Source organism: Bacillus sp. AMCV2, from assembly GCF_056033925.1.
This window is the reverse complement of the sequence record NZ_JBVYIB010000002.1, coordinates 2,102,845-2,120,497: the sequence shown is the minus strand read 5'-3', so window position 1 is coordinate 2,120,497 and position 17,653 is coordinate 2,102,845. Positions and strand designations below refer to the sequence as shown.

Here is a 17,653-nt window from a genome sequence, read left to right as displayed (position 1 = left end):
ACATATAACTAGTGAATCATTGGGTTAGGCGGTAGATAATCGAGACAAGCTCATAAAAACGATTGACAGTCATTGATTAGGAGATTAGTATGAACTTATTAGTTGATCAAAAGATAACAATCATATAACCAAGACGTTTTTTAGTTATTAATGAAAGCGTTTTCTGTTCATCTAGGCATAAAAAGCGCCAAAACATTGTCGCGAGAATCATATAAAACACTTTTGGAGGGGTACCATGCCGATTTTAATTGTAGCTGTCGGAGTGCTGATTCTGTTATTTCTCATTATTAAAGTAAAATTAAATACCTTTGTCTCACTGATTGTCGTTTCATTTTTAGTAGCCATCGGACTTGGAATGGATATCAATAAAATTGTTCTTTCAATTGAGACTGGAATTGGCGGGCAGCTGGGGCATTTAGCTTTAGTGTTTGGACTTGGCGCGATGCTCGGGAGGCTTGTCTCAGATGCTGGGGGCGGCTACCGGATTGCCATTACGCTGATTGATAAATTCGGGAAGGAACGAATACAGGCGGCGGTTGTGGTTGCCTCTTTTATCATCGGTATTGCGCTGTTTTTTGAAGTGGGTCTTGTTCTGTTGATACCGATTGTTTACGCGATTGCTAAAGAATTAAAAATGCCTTTTCTGTATCTGGGAATCCCGATGGCCGCCGCCTTAAATGTTACTCACGGATTTTTGCCCCCGCATCCTGCTCCAACTGCTATCTCAGTTGCATACGGTGCCCATATTGGCCAGGTGCTGCTTTTTGGAATCATCATCGCTGTTCCGACAACTGTGATTGCCGGGCCTTTATTTAATAAATTTGCGATGAAACGGTTTCCTGGTGCATATCAAAAGCATGGAAACTTATCGGGGTTAGGACCGAGGAAAGAATTTCAGCTGGATGAAACACCGGGCTTTGCGATCAGTGCTGTCACGTCTTTATTCCCGGTTATCTTTATGGCAATGGCAACAGTTTTTTCTTTATTATTGAGTGAACATTCAAAAGGAAAAGACATTATAGAATTTATCGGCACTCCGGGAACGGCAATGCTCATTTCGCTGTTGCTTGCACTCTATACGATGGGATATGCCCGTAAAATATCTATGCAGGAAATTAGCAGATCTATTTCAGAATCAATTTCGCAAATTGCGATGATGCTGCTCATCATAGGAGGGGGAGGAGCGTTTAAACAGGTGCTGATTGACGGCGGGGTCGGCGATTATGTCGCTGATTTTTTCCGTCAAACAAACATGTCGCCGCTATTCGTTGCATGGACCATCGCCGCGGTTCTGCGTCTGTGTCTAGGCTCTGCTACCGTGGCTGCGCTTACCACCGCGGGAATGGCAGCTCCGCTTATGGAGGCTGGCAGTGTAAACCCCGCGTTAATGGTGCTTGCAACAGGAGCCGGCAGTGTCATTGCGTGTCATGTAAATGATGCAGGATTTTGGATGGTAAAGGAATTTTTCGGCTTGAGCATGAAAGAAACATTTCAAACCTGGACGCTGCTTACAACAGTTCTTTCGGTTACAGGGCTCGGCTGTGTGTTATTGGCAGGGCTTGTGACGTAACAATCATAGACAGTCCGTAGCCCAATCGTTTTTCTTCCTTGCTGAATACTTTACGTATAGGCAGACATAAAGGAGGAAAAAATCATGTACCCTCATCATTCGTATTATCGCGGAATCCCAGGTCCAGCCGGATATCCGGCGCGTAGTCCTTTTTTGTTTGGCGCTCCTCTAGTCGGCGGTTTATTAGGCGGTTTTCTCGGGAGTGCGCTGTTTAACTATTCTCGTCCCTATGCCTATCCTCCTGGCCCTTTCGGATACGGAGGCGGACCGTACGGTTTTGGTGCCGGCGTGCCATACGGGGGATATCCCGGCTTCTATTAATAAAAACGGCCTGCATCGATTGCAGGCCGTTTTTTATCGGATGATTTCTACCTCGGACATATTGTAGTCTTGCTGCTTTTGAAACATGACTTCCAGAAGGCCATCCTTATAGACGGCTTTTGTTCCTTTGCGTTTGACTAAACAAGGAAGGTTTACTTTTTTCGGATGATCTGCTCTTGGGAAGTTTTCCAACCATAATTCGTGAGATGTGTGTTTGATTCTCACTTGTTCCAGCCATTCTTCGCTGATTGGCACCTTTACAAACACATGTTCTGCTGTTTCGAATATATCTATATCAGGTTTGACATCAGGTTTTGCATCAGGTTTGGCGGGCTGTTCTTTTTGAGGGAGAGGATCGCGGAAAGGAAATTGAGCCGCATAATCACTGCCGAACACACTTTCCATCACACGATTGACATACGTTTCAACTTCTTTCGGATCAGCTTTTTTTAATGCTTCTTTAGAAAATTGATTGTGGAAAGGAAAGTACTTGTTCCACTCAAACATTGTCTTCACATCCTTTCTTCACGGACAAAATAGTATATGCCCGCCAGATCTTTCACGTGATATAATATAAGATGCTCTAAAGAAAGGCAGGGATATAAATGCAATATTCAGAAACAAAAAAAGGCGTTATTTACACAGCCGTTTCCTTTATCATGTGGGGCCTGTTTCCGCTCTATTGGAAGCTTCTCGAACAGCTGCCGGCTCTTGATATTTTGGCTCATCGTATTATATGGTCTTTTGTTTTTATGTGTATCGTACTTTTTTTCTTGCGGCAATGGAAAATAGGATGGCAGGAGCTGCGCTCTCTGAAAAAGAACGGAGGGATCCTCTCTTTATTTCTTGCCTCTATCCTGATTTCGATCAACTGGTTTGTATACATATGGGCTGTCAACCATGGCTTTTTGCTTGAGGCTAGTCTTGGCTATTACATTAATCCGCTTGTATCAGTGCTCCTTGGGATTTTATTTTTAAAGGAAAAACTGAATCGCCTGCAATTAGTGGCCGTTTCGATTGCGGCAGCCGGTGTCATCATCTCGGCGTTCCAATACGGCTCCATTCCTTATGTTGCGCTTCTGCTGGCATTCAGTTTTGGGCTATACGGGTTAAGCAAAAAAAGAACAAGCCTGCCGAGCGCCATCGGCTTAACGCTGGAAACATTCATGATTATGCCCATTGCATTGGGGTATTTGCTGTTCAGCGGACATGTTCAGCCAGCGGGTGCAGAAAGCGGAGGGACGTGGCTGCTTCTCTTTTTGGCCGGTGTGTTTACGGCTTTGCCGCTCTTATTGTTTGCGGAAGGAGCGAAACGGCTGCCGCTGTATCAAGTCGGTATCTTACAATATATTGCGCCGACCATTACCCTGCTGATCGGGCTGTTTGTTTACCATGAGCCATTTTCAAGCTCGAAGGCTTTTACATTCAGCTGTATATGGGCTGCGCTGCTCTTGTTTACGTTTTCACAAGTGAAGTGGAAACGGGCGTCAAAAAGCCATTGAGGCCTTTGGCTTTTCAGCTGATGCATATATTATGTATAATCATTTCATGTATGTAAGACATAAAGGAGCAAGACGATGGACAATGATAAAGAGATAGTGAAAGCCTATGCTTCACTTTGGAATAACCGATCTCTCGCACATGATGACGCAGAAGCGGTAGCAGAGGCGATTGATCTTGAGCTCTTGGATAGACGAACACATCCAAGACTCCGAAAACCGATGCTGGAAAAATATTTTGCCGCGATTCAGCGCATTGTGAATTCACAGCTCGAACCGGCTGTGAAATATCAGCTGGTCAAATTACATACAGAACGTGCAGAGTATTTAAAAGAAGAAAGAGGGGAGCAATCATGAAAGCGATCATAAAAGAAGATGTGCAAGCATCTTTAGAACGATATGCGGACCGCCCTGTATATATCCATTTAGAAACCACCACAGGTTCTTATTCAGCGCATTTAAATGAAAAGAACATGACAGTTGTTGCGTATATCCGCAATGCAAAAGTCACTTATCATCAGGCAAAAATCAAAGGTAACGGGCCTTACCGCGTTGGCTTGAAAACAGAAGAAGGCTGGATTTATGCTGAAGGCTTGACTGAATACACGGTAGATGAAGAAAACCGTTTATTAATGGCGGGACATCTGCCGGGCGGTAAACTGGCTATTTCTCTGCAAATCAGCGAAAAACCGTTCACAGTTTAAAGAAAAGGGTGAATAATAATGAAAGAACATGTACTAGTAATCCTGCCTCACCCTGATGATGAATCATATGGAGTGGCAGGTCTAATTGCCTTAAACAGAAAAAAAGACATTCCCGTTACGTATGCCTGCGCCACTTTAGGTGAAATGGGCAGAAATATGGGCGATCCATTTTTCGCTAATCGTGAAACGTTGCCGCTGCTAAGAAAACAAGAGCTCATCAACGCTTGCAAAGAAATGGATATCAATGACCTTCGTATGCTTGGACTCCGTGACAAAACGCTCGAATTTGAAGACGATGAGTATTTAGCTGATATCATGGAAGAGATCATAGATGATGTAAAACCAAGTTTAATTGTCACATTTTATCCCGGACACGGTGTGCACCCTGACCATGATGCATGCGGGGAAGCGGTTATCCGTGCATTATATCGCAAAAAGAAAGAAGACCGTCCGCGTACAATCTGCATGGCCATTACCCGCAACAGAGAAGAGGTTCTCGGCGAAGCTGATGTCGTACTTGATATCAAAGAAGTAGCTGATATTAAAATGAATGCGTTAAGAGCTCACCGCACACAAACAGAAGGCATGCTCAGAGAGCTTGAAGAGAAATTGAAAAATAATGAACCTGTTATGGCAACATGGTTTGAAGAAGAAATATATTGGACGTATCAATGGAATGATTAATCAAAAAGGTGTAAGGCCTTAAGCCTTATACCTTTTTTAATTTTAAGTCCGATGCAATTGCTGAAGCGAGAGTGGATCTCAAGGAAATACCTTCGAAAGACAAACCTAGCTGAACCGCTGTTTGCGCGATTTCCGGACGGATTCCAGACAAAGTTGAAGAAACACCGATTAAACGAAGCGCCTCAATCAGACTGAACAGCTGATGGGCAACCATCGTATCAATCACAGCTACTCCTGACAAATCAATATACAGTTGTGTCACCTTTTTTTTCGCACATTGATGCAGTGTGTTTTCCATAATCAGCTTGGCGCGGACTGTATCAATATCTCCGATTAAAGGCAGCAGTCCGACGCTGTGAAACAGCACGATGACCGGAGCGCTCAATTCAGTAATCATATCTTTTTGGGCCTGAAGCTGAAGGCTTGTGTTTTTGTACATTTCTTCTATAAAAATATGAATCACAAGATCAAACGCTTTTATAAGGGCGTGATACAGGTCTTCGGCTTCTTCGCTTTTCACAGTATCCTGATTGAGATGGACAAATTCTTTCACATAGGAAACATATAAATCTCTCACTCTGACAAACTCCCGAATAATATAGTGGATAGGAGTTTTTAAATGCTCTTGATCCTGTGTGACTTCAAAGGCCCATTCTTTCAGTATAGGCAAGTATACGTCCTCATCATCTATAAAAATACGGTTTATTTTATAGTTAAAGGCAAGATTCTGGCTCTTTAAATTGTGAATGACAACAGGGTCTGTTGAGGCATAAATGGAATTGGGATCAGTCTCCTCGATTGTTTCATACCATGTTGAACTGATGGTTTCCGCATGCTGGGAAAGATACTCGAATAATTTTTTGTTTTTTGCCATGATTGATCACCTCTTTTAAATGTGTTGTTTTTGCGAATAACGTTTTTGCAGTTTTGCCAGCCTGAAAAACAGCCCAACTGCTCCGGCGGCGAGTCCCGCTATTAATCCAATCCAATAGCCGAATGCACCGAGGCTTGTAAACGTACCGACCATATAACCGACCGGAAGGCCAATGACCCAGTAAGAGACAAAAGCGGCCGCAAGCGTATAGTTCACATCTTTGTACCCTCTGAGTGCTCCCTGGATCGGTGCGGCAACAGCATCGGAAAGCTGAAAAAATAGCGCATAAATTAAAAAGTGCTGTGTCAGCCGGAGCACATCGGGGTCAGAGGTGTACATGCCCGCAATTTGCTCTCTGAATAAAAGGATACAGGCGGCAGTGAACAAAGAAAAGCCGATCGCCATCATGATGCCGATTAAGCTATATGAGCGTGCATCCTTAAAACGGGCTGCACCAGCTTCAAACCCGACAACAATTGTTAAAGCCATGGATACGCTGAGCGGCAGCATATATAAAAGAGACGCAAAATTCATGGCTGCCTGGTGGGACGCGATGGTCACTGTATGAAAATGGCTCATGAGAAGCGTGACAGCTGCGAAAATGCTCGTTTCAAAAAACACGGCGAACCCAATAGGCAGCCCGATTTTGAGCAAATTTTTGCATGCTTTCCAAGAGAACTTATACATGGTAAGGAAAATCCCGTATTCAGAAAACGGTGCGTTTTTATGAATAATGAAAAAACTGATGATGCAGATACACCAATAAGTTAACGCGGATGCCAGCCCCGCGCCGACACCCCCAAGTGCCGGCATTCCGAACTTCCCGAAGATAAATACATAATTCAATACAAAATTGATCGGAAGAGAACTGAGTGTAATCATCATGGTGACTTTCGTTTTTCCTAATGAGTCGATGAATGATCTCAACACGGTGTAAACAAATAAAGGGAAAATTCCCAGTGATAAAAAGCCTAAAAAGTGTTTAGCAATCTGATGCACGTGAATATCAAGGTTCAATCGGCCAAGAATAAGGTCAACTGCAGCATATCCAATAACTAAAACGGCGATGCTAAGTAGCGCGGCCACGTATACAGCCTGTAAAACAGTAAAGGGGATCTTCTGTTTTTTCTCGGCGCCTAATAACTGAGCGACAATCGGGGTGACCGCCATTAATATACCTGCCAGTCCTGTGTAAACAGGGGTCCAAAGGCTTGAGCCAATCGCGACACCCGCTAAATCAGCGGGGCTGACTTTCCCTGACATCACCGTATCTAGAAAAGTCATTAGAGAAAGCCCCGCTTGGGTAATGAATATCGGTATTAAAATGTGCAAGAGCTGTTTGATTTTTTCCCGGGCGTTTTGAGTTTCTTTCATACATTGATCTCCGTTTCTTTTTCATAACGAGAGAAATTATAACATTTTATGTATAAAAAGCAATGAACGCCGGGCCTATTCTTTTTTTGTCGGTTTCGTTTTTCTAAACATTTGGGCATAAATAAAAGAAAGCGAAATCACGCCTAAAAAGGTGCAAATATACTGAATGATTCTTTCGATTTCCATTCTTTACATCCCTCCTTTACCAATAGAATGTGCATCAATAAGATAAGCATTCGTGAAAAGTTGGAAATTTGAACAGGAGATGAAGGCTATGCGCTATGAGCAGATATCAGAAAATGCGTTCAAGGGGAAAATACAGGTGTACTTAGAGCAAATATTAGGTGATGCATCTCTAATCTTGAAAACGCTTCACGAAAAAGACCAGTGCCTTCTTTGTGAATTAGATGATTTGGGGCACGTTTTTCAGGACATGCAGGGGATTGCATCCTCCTTTTATTTGCAATCATACATTGAGGAATTTACGCCGGCATTTATTGAGCTGGCCAAGGCGATTAAAGCCTTATCGGAACATAAGCATGGAGCTTTAATTGTGATTGAAAGAGCAGACCCGGTTGAACATTTTATTCAAAAAGGCACCTCCCTACACGCCGAGATCAGCTCTTCATTAATTGAAAGCATCTTTTTTCCCGGAAACCCTCTTCATGACGGCGCTTTGTTGGTGAGGGAAAATAAACTTGTGTCAGCAGCCAATGTGCTCCCTTTGACGACGAAGGAAGTGGATATCCATCTGGGAACCCGGCACCGGGCGGCTCTTGGTATGTCGGGATATACGGATGCACTGGTGCTCGTGGTTTCAGAGGAAACAGGGAAGATGTCGTTTGCCAAAGACGGTGTATTATATCCGTTAATTTCACCAAGAACGTAAAAATAATAAAAAGGGCCTGATTAAGAATCCTATCATGAGACAAAATGACTGAATTCGCATCTTTATTAAAGCATTCGCTTCAAGCTGAATGCTTTTTGTCTTGAAGACAGGAAATATAAACTGGTAGAAAAGTTATATGTGATGAATATTAATTAAGTGAAATACTTTACCTGTTTATGTATTTATAGTACCGTATAGAATATTACATAAATTTTCAAAGGAAGGGTGGCTGCCGCATGGCTAATGTATTAATGATCGGTTTCCCCGGTGAAGGGCATATTAATCCCTCTATCGGTGTGATGAAGGAGCTGAAATCCCGGGGAGAAAACATTACGTACTACGCAGTGAAGGAATATAAAGAAAAAATCACAGCTCTTGATATAGAGTTTCGTGAGTATCATGATTTCAGGGGAGATTACTTCGGGAAAAACGCAACCGGCGATGAAGAAAGAGATTTCACAGAAATGCTCTGCGCTTTTTTGAAAGCCTGTAAGGATATCGCGACTCATATTTATGAGGAAGTCAAACATGAATCGTATGATTACGTCATATATGATCACCATCTTCTCGCGGGTAAAGTCATTGCCAACATGCTGAAGCTGCCAAGATTTTCATTGTGTACAACCTTTGCGATGAATGAGGAATTTGCGAAGGAAATGATGGGAGCGTACATGAAAGGATCACTTGAAGATTCGCCTCATTATGAATCATACCAGCAGCTTGCAGAAACGTTAAATGCTGATTTTCAAGCAGAGATCAAGAAGCCATTTGATGTTTTTTTAGCTGATGGTGACTTGACAATCGTCTTTACATCAAGGGGATTTCAGCCACTGGCTGAGCAATTTGGCGAGCGATATGTATTTGTCGGTCCTTCCATTACAGAAAGAGCCGGAAACAATGATTTCCCATTTGATCAGATTGACAATGAAAACGTGCTGTTTATTTCAATGGGAACCATTTTTAATAATCAAAAGCAGTTTTTTAATCAATGCCTTGAAGTGTGTAAGGACTTTGACGGTAAAGTTGTGCTCTCCATCGGCAAGCATATTAAAACAAGTGAGTTAAACGACATTCCGGAGAATTTCATTGTACGCCCGTATGTCCCTCAGCTTGAGATATTGAAAAGAGCCAGCTTATTTGTGACCCATGGCGGAATGAACAGTACAAGTGAAGGTTTGTATTTTGAAACCCCGCTCGTTGTCATTCCGATGGGAGGCGACCAATTTGTTGTCGCAGATCAGGTGGAAAAAGTCGGTGCAGGAAAAGTGTTAAAAAAAGAAGAATTATCTGAAAGCCTTCTGAAAGAGACGATACAAGAAGTAATGAATAATCGTTCGTATGCTGAAAAGGCAAAAGAAATTGGACAATCACTGAAAGCGGCAGGCGGCTCTAAAAAAGCGGCCGATAGTATTCTTAAAGCTGTAAAACAAAAAACTCAATCAGCAAATGCATAGTGTAAAAGCCTGTTCTTATCGAAAGAACAGGCTTTTTGCCATTTCATAAGAATGCAGAGGAAGGGATTTGACACGCCGATAGAGAATTGATTAGAAAAATAGACAAGAAAGGAGGAGAAACTGCTTCGTTCATCAATAGAAAACCATCATTTTTACCCTCGCTTAAATAGTTCCTTAGACTTTCGAAAAACATATCCTCCTTATGTAAAATGTGAGGTGTTTATTTAAAGGTTAAAAGGTCGAATGATGCTGAAAATGCTGCCAAATGTCTGAAAAGGGTTTAACTTGCTGAAAAATTGACGATAAAACAGTTGTGTGCCATTTTTGGAAACAAAATACTAGCTGTTTTTGCAAAAAAAACAGTTTAGGAGGTTGAATGAATGAAAAAGAAGATTGTAGCCGGCTTGGCTGTTTCTGCAGTTGTTGGGTCGTCGATGGCCGCAGCACCCGCGGAAGCAAAAACGATAAAAGTAAAAAGCGGTGACTCTCTTTGGAAACTTTCCCGCCAGTATGATACGACAATATCAGCTCTGAAATCCGAAAACAAATTGAAATCAACAGTGCTTTATGTCGGACAAAGCCTTAAGGTTCCTGAAAGCAGCAAAAAAAGCACGACATCCCCATCTAACTCAAGCAAAACATCAACATACACAGTTGCATATGGTGATTCCCTATGGATGATTGCTAAAAATCATAAAATGAGTGTTTCTGAGCTTAAAAGCTTAAACAGCCTGAGCAGTGACCTGATTCGTCCGGGGCAAAAGCTTAAGATCAAAGGGACAAGCAGTTCAAGCGGATCAAATGGATCAAAGAAAAACAGCGGTTCCAATTCTTCAGGTTCTTCAAAAAGTACATATACGGTTAAGCTTGGTGACTCACTGTGGAAAATCGCAAACAGCTTAAATATGACTGTAGCTGAATTAAAAACCTTAAATGGCTTAACATCAGATACACTTTATCCTAAACAAGTGCTCAAAATAAAAGGAAGCAGTTCACCTAAGAACGGAAACAGCGGTTCCAAAAAGCCGTCAAACTCCAATCCCTCAAAAACAACGACGTACAAGGTAAAAGCAGGCGATTCGCTGTGGAAAATTGCAAATCGGCTCGGAGTCACTGTCCAAAGCATCCGTGATAAAAACAATTTATCATCGGATGTGCTGCAAATCGGGCAGGTTCTGACTATTTCGGGAGCATCAAAATCTAATCCTTCAAATCCGACAAAGCCAACAAAGCCAAAAGATAACTCAGGGTCAAACATTCAAATAGGTTCGAAGATTGACAGAATGATAACGGAAGCGAAAAAATATGTCGGAGTGCCTTACCGATGGGGCGGAAACACGCCTGCCGGTTTTGATTGCAGCGGCTTCATTTATTACCTCATTAATAATGTATCATCTATATCAAGATTGAGTACGGCAGGATATTGGAATGTCATGCAGAAAGTCAGCCAGCCGTCAGTAGGAGACTTTGTCTTCTTTACCACATATAAATCCGGCCCGTCTCACATGGGGATTTATCTAGGCGGCGGTGATTTTATTCATGCAAGCTCATCGGGCGTCGACATTTCCAATCTCAGCAATTCGTATTGGAAACAGCGATACTTGGGCGCAAGAAGTTATTTTTAAAAATGAGTATGACAAAAAGCCTTTTATAGGCTTTTTTGTTTATACCAGACCATGATTGACCACACTGTTAGAAAAAACAAGGGGGAGACAGTATGTACCGTCTCTTGCTGTTGATGATGCTGACGGCACTGGGAGTTGCCGGATGCGGACAAAAAAAACCTCCAGACCCTCCTAACCGGGTGCCGGAAAAAAAAGTGGTTGAAACGTCAGCGTTTGGTCATCATGTCCAGCTGGTCAATCGTGAAGGGAAAGCAGTCGGTTTTATAGAGATCAAAGAATCAGATGATGAAGGCCTCGATATTCATATTTCCGCAAACAGCCTTCGTCCAGGTGCTTCTCTCGGTTTTCATATTTATGAGAAAGGTTCTTGTGTCAGGCCGGATTTTGAATCAGCGGGCGGTCCCTTTAATCCACTGAACAAAGAACACGGCTTCAACAATCCGATGGGGCATCATGCCGGAGATCTGCCGAACCTTGAAGTCGGTGCTGATGGAAAGGTAGATGTCATTATGAATGCGCCTGACACTTCACTGAAAAAAGGAAGTAAACTAAATATTCTCGACGAGGACGGAAGTGCATTTATTATTCATGAACAAGCGGACGATTATCTGACAAACCCAAGCGGCAATTCCGGTGCGCGTATCGTCTGCGGAGCCCTTTTGGGAAATAACGAGAAGCAGTAATATCATCCAAGCCCTTTTGTATTGAGCATACAGGGGCTTTTTTAGTATACTCGTTAATGGAATATGAATAGGAAAGGGAATCTGTCTATGACAACTCAACTACAGCACTTAACATTGCCGGAAGATATACAACAAAAGCTTTTATCATATAAAGAGCAGCCTATTTCCCCAGAGTTTCAATCGCTTATAGGAACATCAGGCTATGAGGCGGAGGATGAAGCCATTTTATTTGACGCCATTATTGCATTAGTCATGGGGAAAAATGTCCTGCTGAAAGGGCCTACAGGTTCAGGAAAAACAAAGCTGGCAGAAACATTGTCCAGCTATTTTCATAAACCGATGCACAGCGTCAACTGTTCAGTCGACTTGGACGCTGAGGCATTGGTCGGCTATAAAACGATTGAAAATCAATCTGGCCAGGCGACAATCGAGTTTGTTTCAGGGCCTGTTACAAAGGCAATGAAGGAAGGCCATTTTCTTTATATAGATGAAATCAATATGGCGAAGCCGGAAACACTGCCTATTTTAAACGGTGTATTAGATTACAGAAAAATGATGACAAATCCGTTTACAGGCGAGGTCATACGGGCTAAAAGCGGTTTCGGAGTCATTGCAGCCATCAATGAAGGCTATGTCGGAACTGTTCCTCTGAATGAAGCGTTGAAAAACCGTTTTGTCATCATTGATGTGCCTTATATTAAAGGCGAGCTGCTGAAACAAGTGCTCATGTCTCAGTCAGCCTTGAAAGACGAGAAATTGATTGACAGATTTATCACGCTTTCCTCTGACTTGATCGTTCAGGCCAATAACGGACAGGTGTCTGAAGAAGCGGCATCCATCAGAGCTTTAATCGATACATGTGATTTAGCTGCTTATATTCCGCCGCGTCGTGCCATTGAGCGGGGAATTGTAGAAAAGCTTGATGATGATCGGGAAAAAGCGGCCGTCCGAAATATTGCAGAAACTCTGTTTGAATGAGGGGGCTGCGATGAAATTTATCAAATTTAACGACAGCACGATTGATTCATTTTTATTTATGATGCTGACTGATTTGGCCAAAACACTCACCAAGAGTGAAGCGGTAGAAGTGGAGTATGGCGTTCAGTCCTATTACAATCCATTTGAAAAGAAAATCTATATGAGCCACTTTTGGAAAGACAGGGCAGCTGAGGACATGGAAGCGGGTCTGAAAAGCGACGTCTACCTGCGTTCAGTCGGAACAAGATATAGCTCGCTGCATGAGTATTCGAACTTTTTGAATGATATCCATCGCCATCTTACGTTTAAAAGTTTTGCCAAGCAGCTCTTTATGCTGCTTGAAGACATTAGAATCGAAGAATGCATCAAACGTGAGCGCCCGGGTACGAAACAAGTATTCGCGAAGCGAAAAGACATGTACAGAAAACATTTCTCAACTCAGCTGACCTTAAATTTGGAACGAAGCATTTTTACCGATGCGCTCTTTTGCGCGATCTATGTCAAGCTCACAGCGGAATCGCCGCTTGAGACCCTTCCGTCCATGCGTGAAGATATCGATCTGATGCGCCCGTTTATTGAGCAGCAGCTCTTGCGTGTGTATGAAGCAGATTCGACACGGCAGGTTCTGAAAATTGTTGAGGACCTCATGGATGGGCTTGAAGAGGTGCTCGATAAAGACATGTTGAACACCTACTTCTTTTTGCCTGAGCTTGACTACGCAAAAGCTGCAGAACAGCCGTTATTTGAAGAAGAGAAAAAAGCGCCGAAGCTGAGTGATGACGTCACGCTTCCAAAACAATCAGACGGTGATGAGGATATCCATGAAGAAGAAATGCCGACATGGCACCGGGAAACAGAAGCACCGTCTAAAAGCTTCCTTCAATTTGATATTGAACACGGCGCAAAATCAGATTTAGGAAAAGATGCTTCAAGGGAAGGCGACGATGGAGATCAGGCCCTTGGCTCTGTTCAAGGATCAGCCAGACAAACGAAACGGAAAGACTATTCCAAGCTGGAAGCGCTGGAGTCCCAAAAAGACCAGCCGAACGGAGCGGGTATGGCTGACGGCAAAGAAAATAAATATGCATTTCCAATTTATAAAGAACCGCAGCCGGCAACCAGTGAAGAAGAGCTTTCTTATAAACAGCAGGCAAAAACGATTGAATCGTATCAAAAGCGTTTGAAACAAATGATTCAAAAAACGCTGGAGCATAAAAAAACATTGCCGAGAACAGACCTTCATGCCGGGAGACTGAACAATAAGCTTCTTCGTTACTTCACTGAGCGAAATCCGCGCCTGTTCTACAAAAAGCAAGAACCGTCTTCAGAAATTGACGCAGTTTTTACATTGCTGGTCGATTGTTCCGCCAGCATGTTCGACAAAATGGACGAAACAAAACGAGGAATCGTGCTGTTTCACGAAGCGTTGAAATCGGTAGCGGTTCCGCATCAGATTGTCGGTTTCTGGGAGGACACAAATGATGCGACCGAAACAAGCCAGCCAAACTATTTCAATACGGTTATTCCCTTCCAATCATCATTAAGACAAGAATCTGGACCGGCGATTATGCAGCTTGAGCCAGAGGAAGATAACCGTGACGGGTACGCAATTAGGCAGATGACGAAAAAAATGCTGCACCGCAGCGAGGCGCAAAAGTTCTTAATTGTTTTCTCAGATGGAGAGCCGGCCGCATTTGGCTACGAACAAAATGGGATCGTCGATACAAGTGAGGCGGTTATCGAAGCCCGAAAAAGAGGAATAGAAGTGATAAATGTTTTTCTCTCCAACTCAGAAATAGAAGAATCGCAAATGAAGACGATCCAGGATATGTACGGAAAATTCAGTATATTTGTCCCGGATGTTGATCAGCTACCGGATGTTTTGTATCCGCTGCTGAAAAAACTGCTTCATAAAAGCATAGGATAGCCCTTAATCCTATGCTTTTTGGCGTTTGTTTTTTCGAATGATTAAATTTTTTGTTTTTTATAAAGGTTTTTTACTATTTTGTGAACAATCAAGGTAGAATCAAATTGCAAACAGTGGTAAAATATCGTTGGAAGCGTTTTTATTACATAATTTTGGACACAGCGTTCGAAAGTTATTTCAAGATAGTGAATCAATCACTTGATTATTTAAGTTGGGGGTAATATTCAAATGTTTCAAAATAGTATGAAACAACGAATGAATTGGGAAGATTTTTACGGTCCGAACCTCGGCTATGCGCTGGAGCTTTACGATCAGTATACCCAGGATCCGAACAGCATTGACCCGGATTTGAAGGAAATGTTCGACGAGCTCGGTGCTCCGCCAAGCGATATAAAAGAGGCCTCGGGAACAAAAGAAAAGGGACGTGTTACAGCCGATCTGATTCAAAAGATCGCATCCGCAGTCAGACTTGCAGAAGATATCCGAACCTATGGCCATTTGAACGCTTCCGTCAATCCGCTCAGAAAGGATGAGAAAAAGAGCGAACTTTTTCCATTATCCGATTACGGGCTAACAGAAGAGGAAATAAAAGCAATACCTGCGTCAGTCATCTGCAAAGACGCTCCTAAAAACATTACGAACGGTTTAGAAGCCATTCAGTATTTACGAAATACCTATAAAAGAACCATCTCTTTTGAATTTGACCATGTGCATGACTTCAAAGAGCGCGAGTGGCTGACAAGAAAGATTGAATCTGGCGAGCTGTTCCAGAAGAACTCAGCTGAAAAGCTGTCAGCTGTGCTGGAAAGATTGACAGAAGTAGAGGGCTTTGAGCAGTTTTTACACCGCACATTCGTCGGGCAGAAGCGCTTTTCCATTGAGGGTCTGGACGCTCTTGTTCCAGTGCTTGATGACATTATTGCACAATCTGTCAAATCAGGCACGACAAGTGTCAACATCGGGATGGCGCACAGGGGACGCCTGAATGTCTTGGCACATGTGCTCGGCAAACCGTATGAAATCATCTTCTCTGAATTCCAGCATGCGCCGAATAAAGATCTTGTTCCGTCTGAGGGATCAATTGGAATCAGCTACGGATGGACAGGGGATGTCAAATACCATTTGGGGGCGAATCGGGAGCTTCAAGACGCTGAAACAAAATCAGCGCGCATTACGTTAGCGAACAACCCGAGCCACTTGGAATTTATCAATCCGATTGTTGAAGGCAGCACAAGAGCGGCACAGGAAACGCGAACACAAAGCGGATACCCGGTACAAGATGAAACAAAATCGCTGGCCATTTTAATCCATGGAGACGCTGCATTCCCTGGGGAAGGAATTGTAGCTGAAACATTGAATTTAAGCTCTTTAAAAGGGTATCAAGTAGGCGGTGCGATTCATATTATCGCCAATAACATGATCGGATTCACAACAGAAAGCGCTGAATCCAGATCGACAAAATATGCCAGTGACCTGGCCAAGGGTTATGAAATTCCGATTGTTCACGTGAATGCGGACGATCCTGAAGCTTGTCTCTCAGCTGTTAAGTTTGCGGTCGAATACCGAAAAACATTCAACAAGGATTTTCTGATTGATTTGATCGGGTATAGACGCTATGGGCACAACGAAATGGATGAACCGTCAACCACTCAGCCAATGCTGTATGATGCTGTCAGAAAGCATCCGACCGTCAAACAAATTTTCGCTGAAAAGCTGGTAAAAGAAGGCGTGCTTACCGAGGAAGTCGTTCAAAACATCGAAAAATCGGTAACGAAGCGCATTGAGGATGCATATCAGAAAGTTCCGTCTAAAAAGGAACACACTGCTTGTGAAATTGAACTTCCAGAGCCTGTATCAAACGGTTTCCCAGATGTGGACACTTCGATTGATTTTGATGTGCTCCGCAAGCTGAATGGCGAATTGATCAACTGGCCGGAGTCATTTAATGTTTTCGGCAAGCTAAAGCGCATTTTAGAAAGACGCGCCAAGGCGTTCGATGATGACAGAAAAGTGGAATGGTCTTTGGCAGAATCACTCGCGTTTGCTTCAATTTTGAAAGACGGAACACCGATTCGTTTAACAGGACAGGATTCCGAGCGCGGAACGTTCGCCCAAAGAAACCTTGTGCTTCATGACAGTGAGACGGGCAAAGAATTTGTGCCGCTTCATCACTTATCTGACTGCAGCACATCATTTGCTGTTCATAACAGCCCGCTGTCTGAAGGATCGGTTCTCGGTTTTGAATACGGCTATAACGTGCATTCACCGGAAACGCTTGTTTTGTGGGAAGCACAGTACGGCGATTTTGCCAACGCTGCTCAAGTGTATTTTGACCAATTTATTTCTGCCGGACGCGCGAAATGGGGCCAAAAATCCGGATTAGTCATGCTGCTTCCGCACGGTTACGAGGGACAGGGGCCTGAGCACTCAAGCGGAAGAATCGAGCGATTCCTGCAGCTTGCAGCGGAAAACAACTGGACGGTTGCCAACCTGACAAGCGCGGCACAGTATTTCCATATTTTAAGAAGACAGGCTAAAATGCTGCTTCGTGAAGAAATCAGACCGCTTGTCATTATGACGCCGAAGAGCCTTCTTCGCAACCCAAATACGGTGTCGGAAGTGCAGGAGCTCAGCGAAAGCCGCTTCCAGCCTGTTTATGAACAGTCGGGACTTTCTCATGACTATGAAAAAGTAACCAGACTTGTATTATCCAGCGGTAAAGTGTCTATAGACATTAGCGATCATTTTAATAAGTTAGAAGACGGTAAAGAGTGGCTTCACATTGCGAGAATCGAACAGCTGTATCCATTCCCGGCAAAAGGAGTCAAAGAATTATTTGCAAAACTTCCGAACCTGAAAGAAATCGTTTGGGTGCAGGAAGAGCCGCAGAACATGGGGGCTTGGGGTTATATCAGCCCGTATTTGACAGAGATTGCACCAGAGGGAGTAAGCGTTCAATATATTGGACGCAGAAGACGATCCAGCCCTGCAGAGGGAGATCCGACAGTTCATAAAAAAGAACAGGAACGTATTGTATCTGATAGCTTGACTCGCAAAAACTAAGGGGGAAA

Annotated in this window: 16 protein-coding genes; 13 read left to right on the top strand and 3 right to left on the bottom strand. The window is 43.2% G+C overall.

The window, feature by feature from the left end; genetic code table 11:
• The first annotated feature begins 235 nt into the window (after nt 1-235).
• On the top strand, nt 236-1,570 hold the full coding sequence (locus AC0OMA_RS10730; protein WP_322839661.1) for a gluconate:H+ symporter: 1,335 nt from the start codon (nt 236-238) through the stop codon (nt 1,568-1,570).
• 84 nt (nt 1,571-1,654) lie between these two features.
• Nucleotides 1,655-1,891: a hypothetical protein gene (locus AC0OMA_RS10725; protein ID WP_047182747.1), complete on the top strand. Its 237-nt coding sequence runs from the start codon at nt 1,655-1,657 to the stop codon at nt 1,889-1,891.
• 33 nt (nt 1,892-1,924) lie between these two features.
• Here AC0OMA_RS10725 and AC0OMA_RS10720 read toward each other — a convergent pair whose 3' ends face one another.
• On the bottom strand, nt 1,925-2,398 hold the full coding sequence (locus tag AC0OMA_RS10720) for a spore germination protein GerT (RefSeq protein ID WP_047182746.1): 474 nt from the start codon (nt 2,396-2,398) through the stop codon (nt 1,925-1,927).
• Nucleotides 2,399-2,496: 98 nt separating this feature from the next.
• Between AC0OMA_RS10720 and rarD the strand changes: the two genes are divergently transcribed.
• From rarD to bshB2, 4 genes are all read left to right on the top strand, one after another.
• Nucleotides 2,497-3,393: an EamA family transporter RarD gene (rarD, locus tag AC0OMA_RS10715; protein ID WP_015383877.1), complete on the top strand. Its 897-nt coding sequence runs from the start codon at nt 2,497-2,499 to the stop codon at nt 3,391-3,393.
• A 75-nt stretch (nt 3,394-3,468) separates the two neighbouring features.
• On the top strand, nt 3,469-3,747 hold the full coding sequence (locus tag AC0OMA_RS10710; RefSeq protein ID WP_047182744.1) for a hypothetical protein: 279 nt from the start codon (nt 3,469-3,471) through the stop codon (nt 3,745-3,747).
• On the top strand, nt 3,744-4,094 hold the full coding sequence (locus tag AC0OMA_RS10705) for a YojF family protein (protein WP_003231213.1): 351 nt from the start codon (nt 3,744-3,746) through the stop codon (nt 4,092-4,094). The genes AC0OMA_RS10710 and AC0OMA_RS10705 overlap by 4 nt, the downstream gene beginning before the upstream one ends.
• Nucleotides 4,095-4,112: 18 nt before the next feature.
• On the top strand, nt 4,113-4,778 hold the full coding sequence (bshB2, locus tag AC0OMA_RS10700) for a bacillithiol biosynthesis deacetylase BshB2 (RefSeq protein WP_003231215.1): 666 nt from the start codon (nt 4,113-4,115) through the stop codon (nt 4,776-4,778).
• 25 nt (nt 4,779-4,803) lie between these two features.
• Here bshB2 and rsbRC read toward each other — a convergent pair whose 3' ends face one another.
• Complete coding sequence (rsbRC, locus tag AC0OMA_RS10695; RefSeq protein WP_014480032.1) at nt 4,804-5,652, bottom strand: RsbT co-antagonist RsbRC; 849 nt, start codon at nt 5,650-5,652, stop codon at nt 4,804-4,806.
• 15 nt (nt 5,653-5,667) lie between these two features.
• Nucleotides 5,668-7,026 carry an MATE family efflux transporter gene (locus AC0OMA_RS10690; protein ID WP_047182743.1) on the bottom strand — a complete coding sequence of 453 codons (1,359 nt, stop codon included), beginning with the start codon at nt 7,024-7,026 and terminating at the stop codon, nt 5,668-5,670.
• A 265-nt stretch (nt 7,027-7,291) separates the two neighbouring features.
• Here AC0OMA_RS10690 and cdaS point away from each other — a divergent pair, with 265 nt between their 5' ends.
• The 7 genes from cdaS to sucA all read left to right on the top strand — a co-directional run bounded on the left by cdaS (nt 7,292) and on the right by sucA (nt 17,645).
• Nucleotides 7,292-7,915, top strand: a complete 624-nt coding sequence (gene cdaS, locus AC0OMA_RS10685) for a cyclic di-AMP synthase CdaS (RefSeq protein WP_080030734.1) — start codon at nt 7,292-7,294, stop codon at nt 7,913-7,915.
• Between the two features lie 236 nt (nt 7,916-8,151).
• Nucleotides 8,152-9,369: a macrolide family glycosyltransferase gene (locus AC0OMA_RS10680; RefSeq protein WP_474222112.1), complete on the top strand. Its 1,218-nt coding sequence runs from the start codon at nt 8,152-8,154 to the stop codon at nt 9,367-9,369.
• A gap of 380 nt (nt 9,370-9,749) precedes the next feature.
• The gene (gene cwlS, locus AC0OMA_RS10675) at nt 9,750-10,994 is read left to right on the top strand and encodes a D-gamma-glutamyl-meso-diaminopimelic acid endopeptidase CwlS (RefSeq protein WP_004399265.1); all 1,245 of its coding nucleotides are present in this window, start codon (nt 9,750-9,752) and stop codon (nt 10,992-10,994) included.
• A 92-nt stretch (nt 10,995-11,086) separates the two neighbouring features.
• Nucleotides 11,087-11,677 (top strand): superoxide dismutase family protein, encoded by a 591-nt coding sequence (locus tag AC0OMA_RS10670; RefSeq protein ID WP_015251895.1) that lies wholly within the window; start codon nt 11,087-11,089, stop codon nt 11,675-11,677.
• 63 nt (nt 11,678-11,740) lie between these two features.
• The gene (locus tag AC0OMA_RS10665) at nt 11,741-12,655 is read left to right on the top strand and encodes an AAA family ATPase (protein ID WP_080467303.1); all 915 of its coding nucleotides are present in this window, start codon (nt 11,741-11,743) and stop codon (nt 12,653-12,655) included.
• A 10-nt stretch (nt 12,656-12,665) separates the two neighbouring features.
• On the top strand, nt 12,666-14,582 hold the full coding sequence (locus AC0OMA_RS10660) for a nitric oxide reductase activation protein NorD (RefSeq protein WP_251217726.1): 1,917 nt from the start codon (nt 12,666-12,668) through the stop codon (nt 14,580-14,582).
• Between the two features lie 228 nt (nt 14,583-14,810).
• Complete coding sequence (sucA, locus tag AC0OMA_RS10655) at nt 14,811-17,645, top strand: 2-oxoglutarate dehydrogenase E1 component (protein WP_015483337.1); 2,835 nt, start codon at nt 14,811-14,813, stop codon at nt 17,643-17,645.
• Nucleotides 17,646-17,653 lie beyond the last annotated feature (8 nt).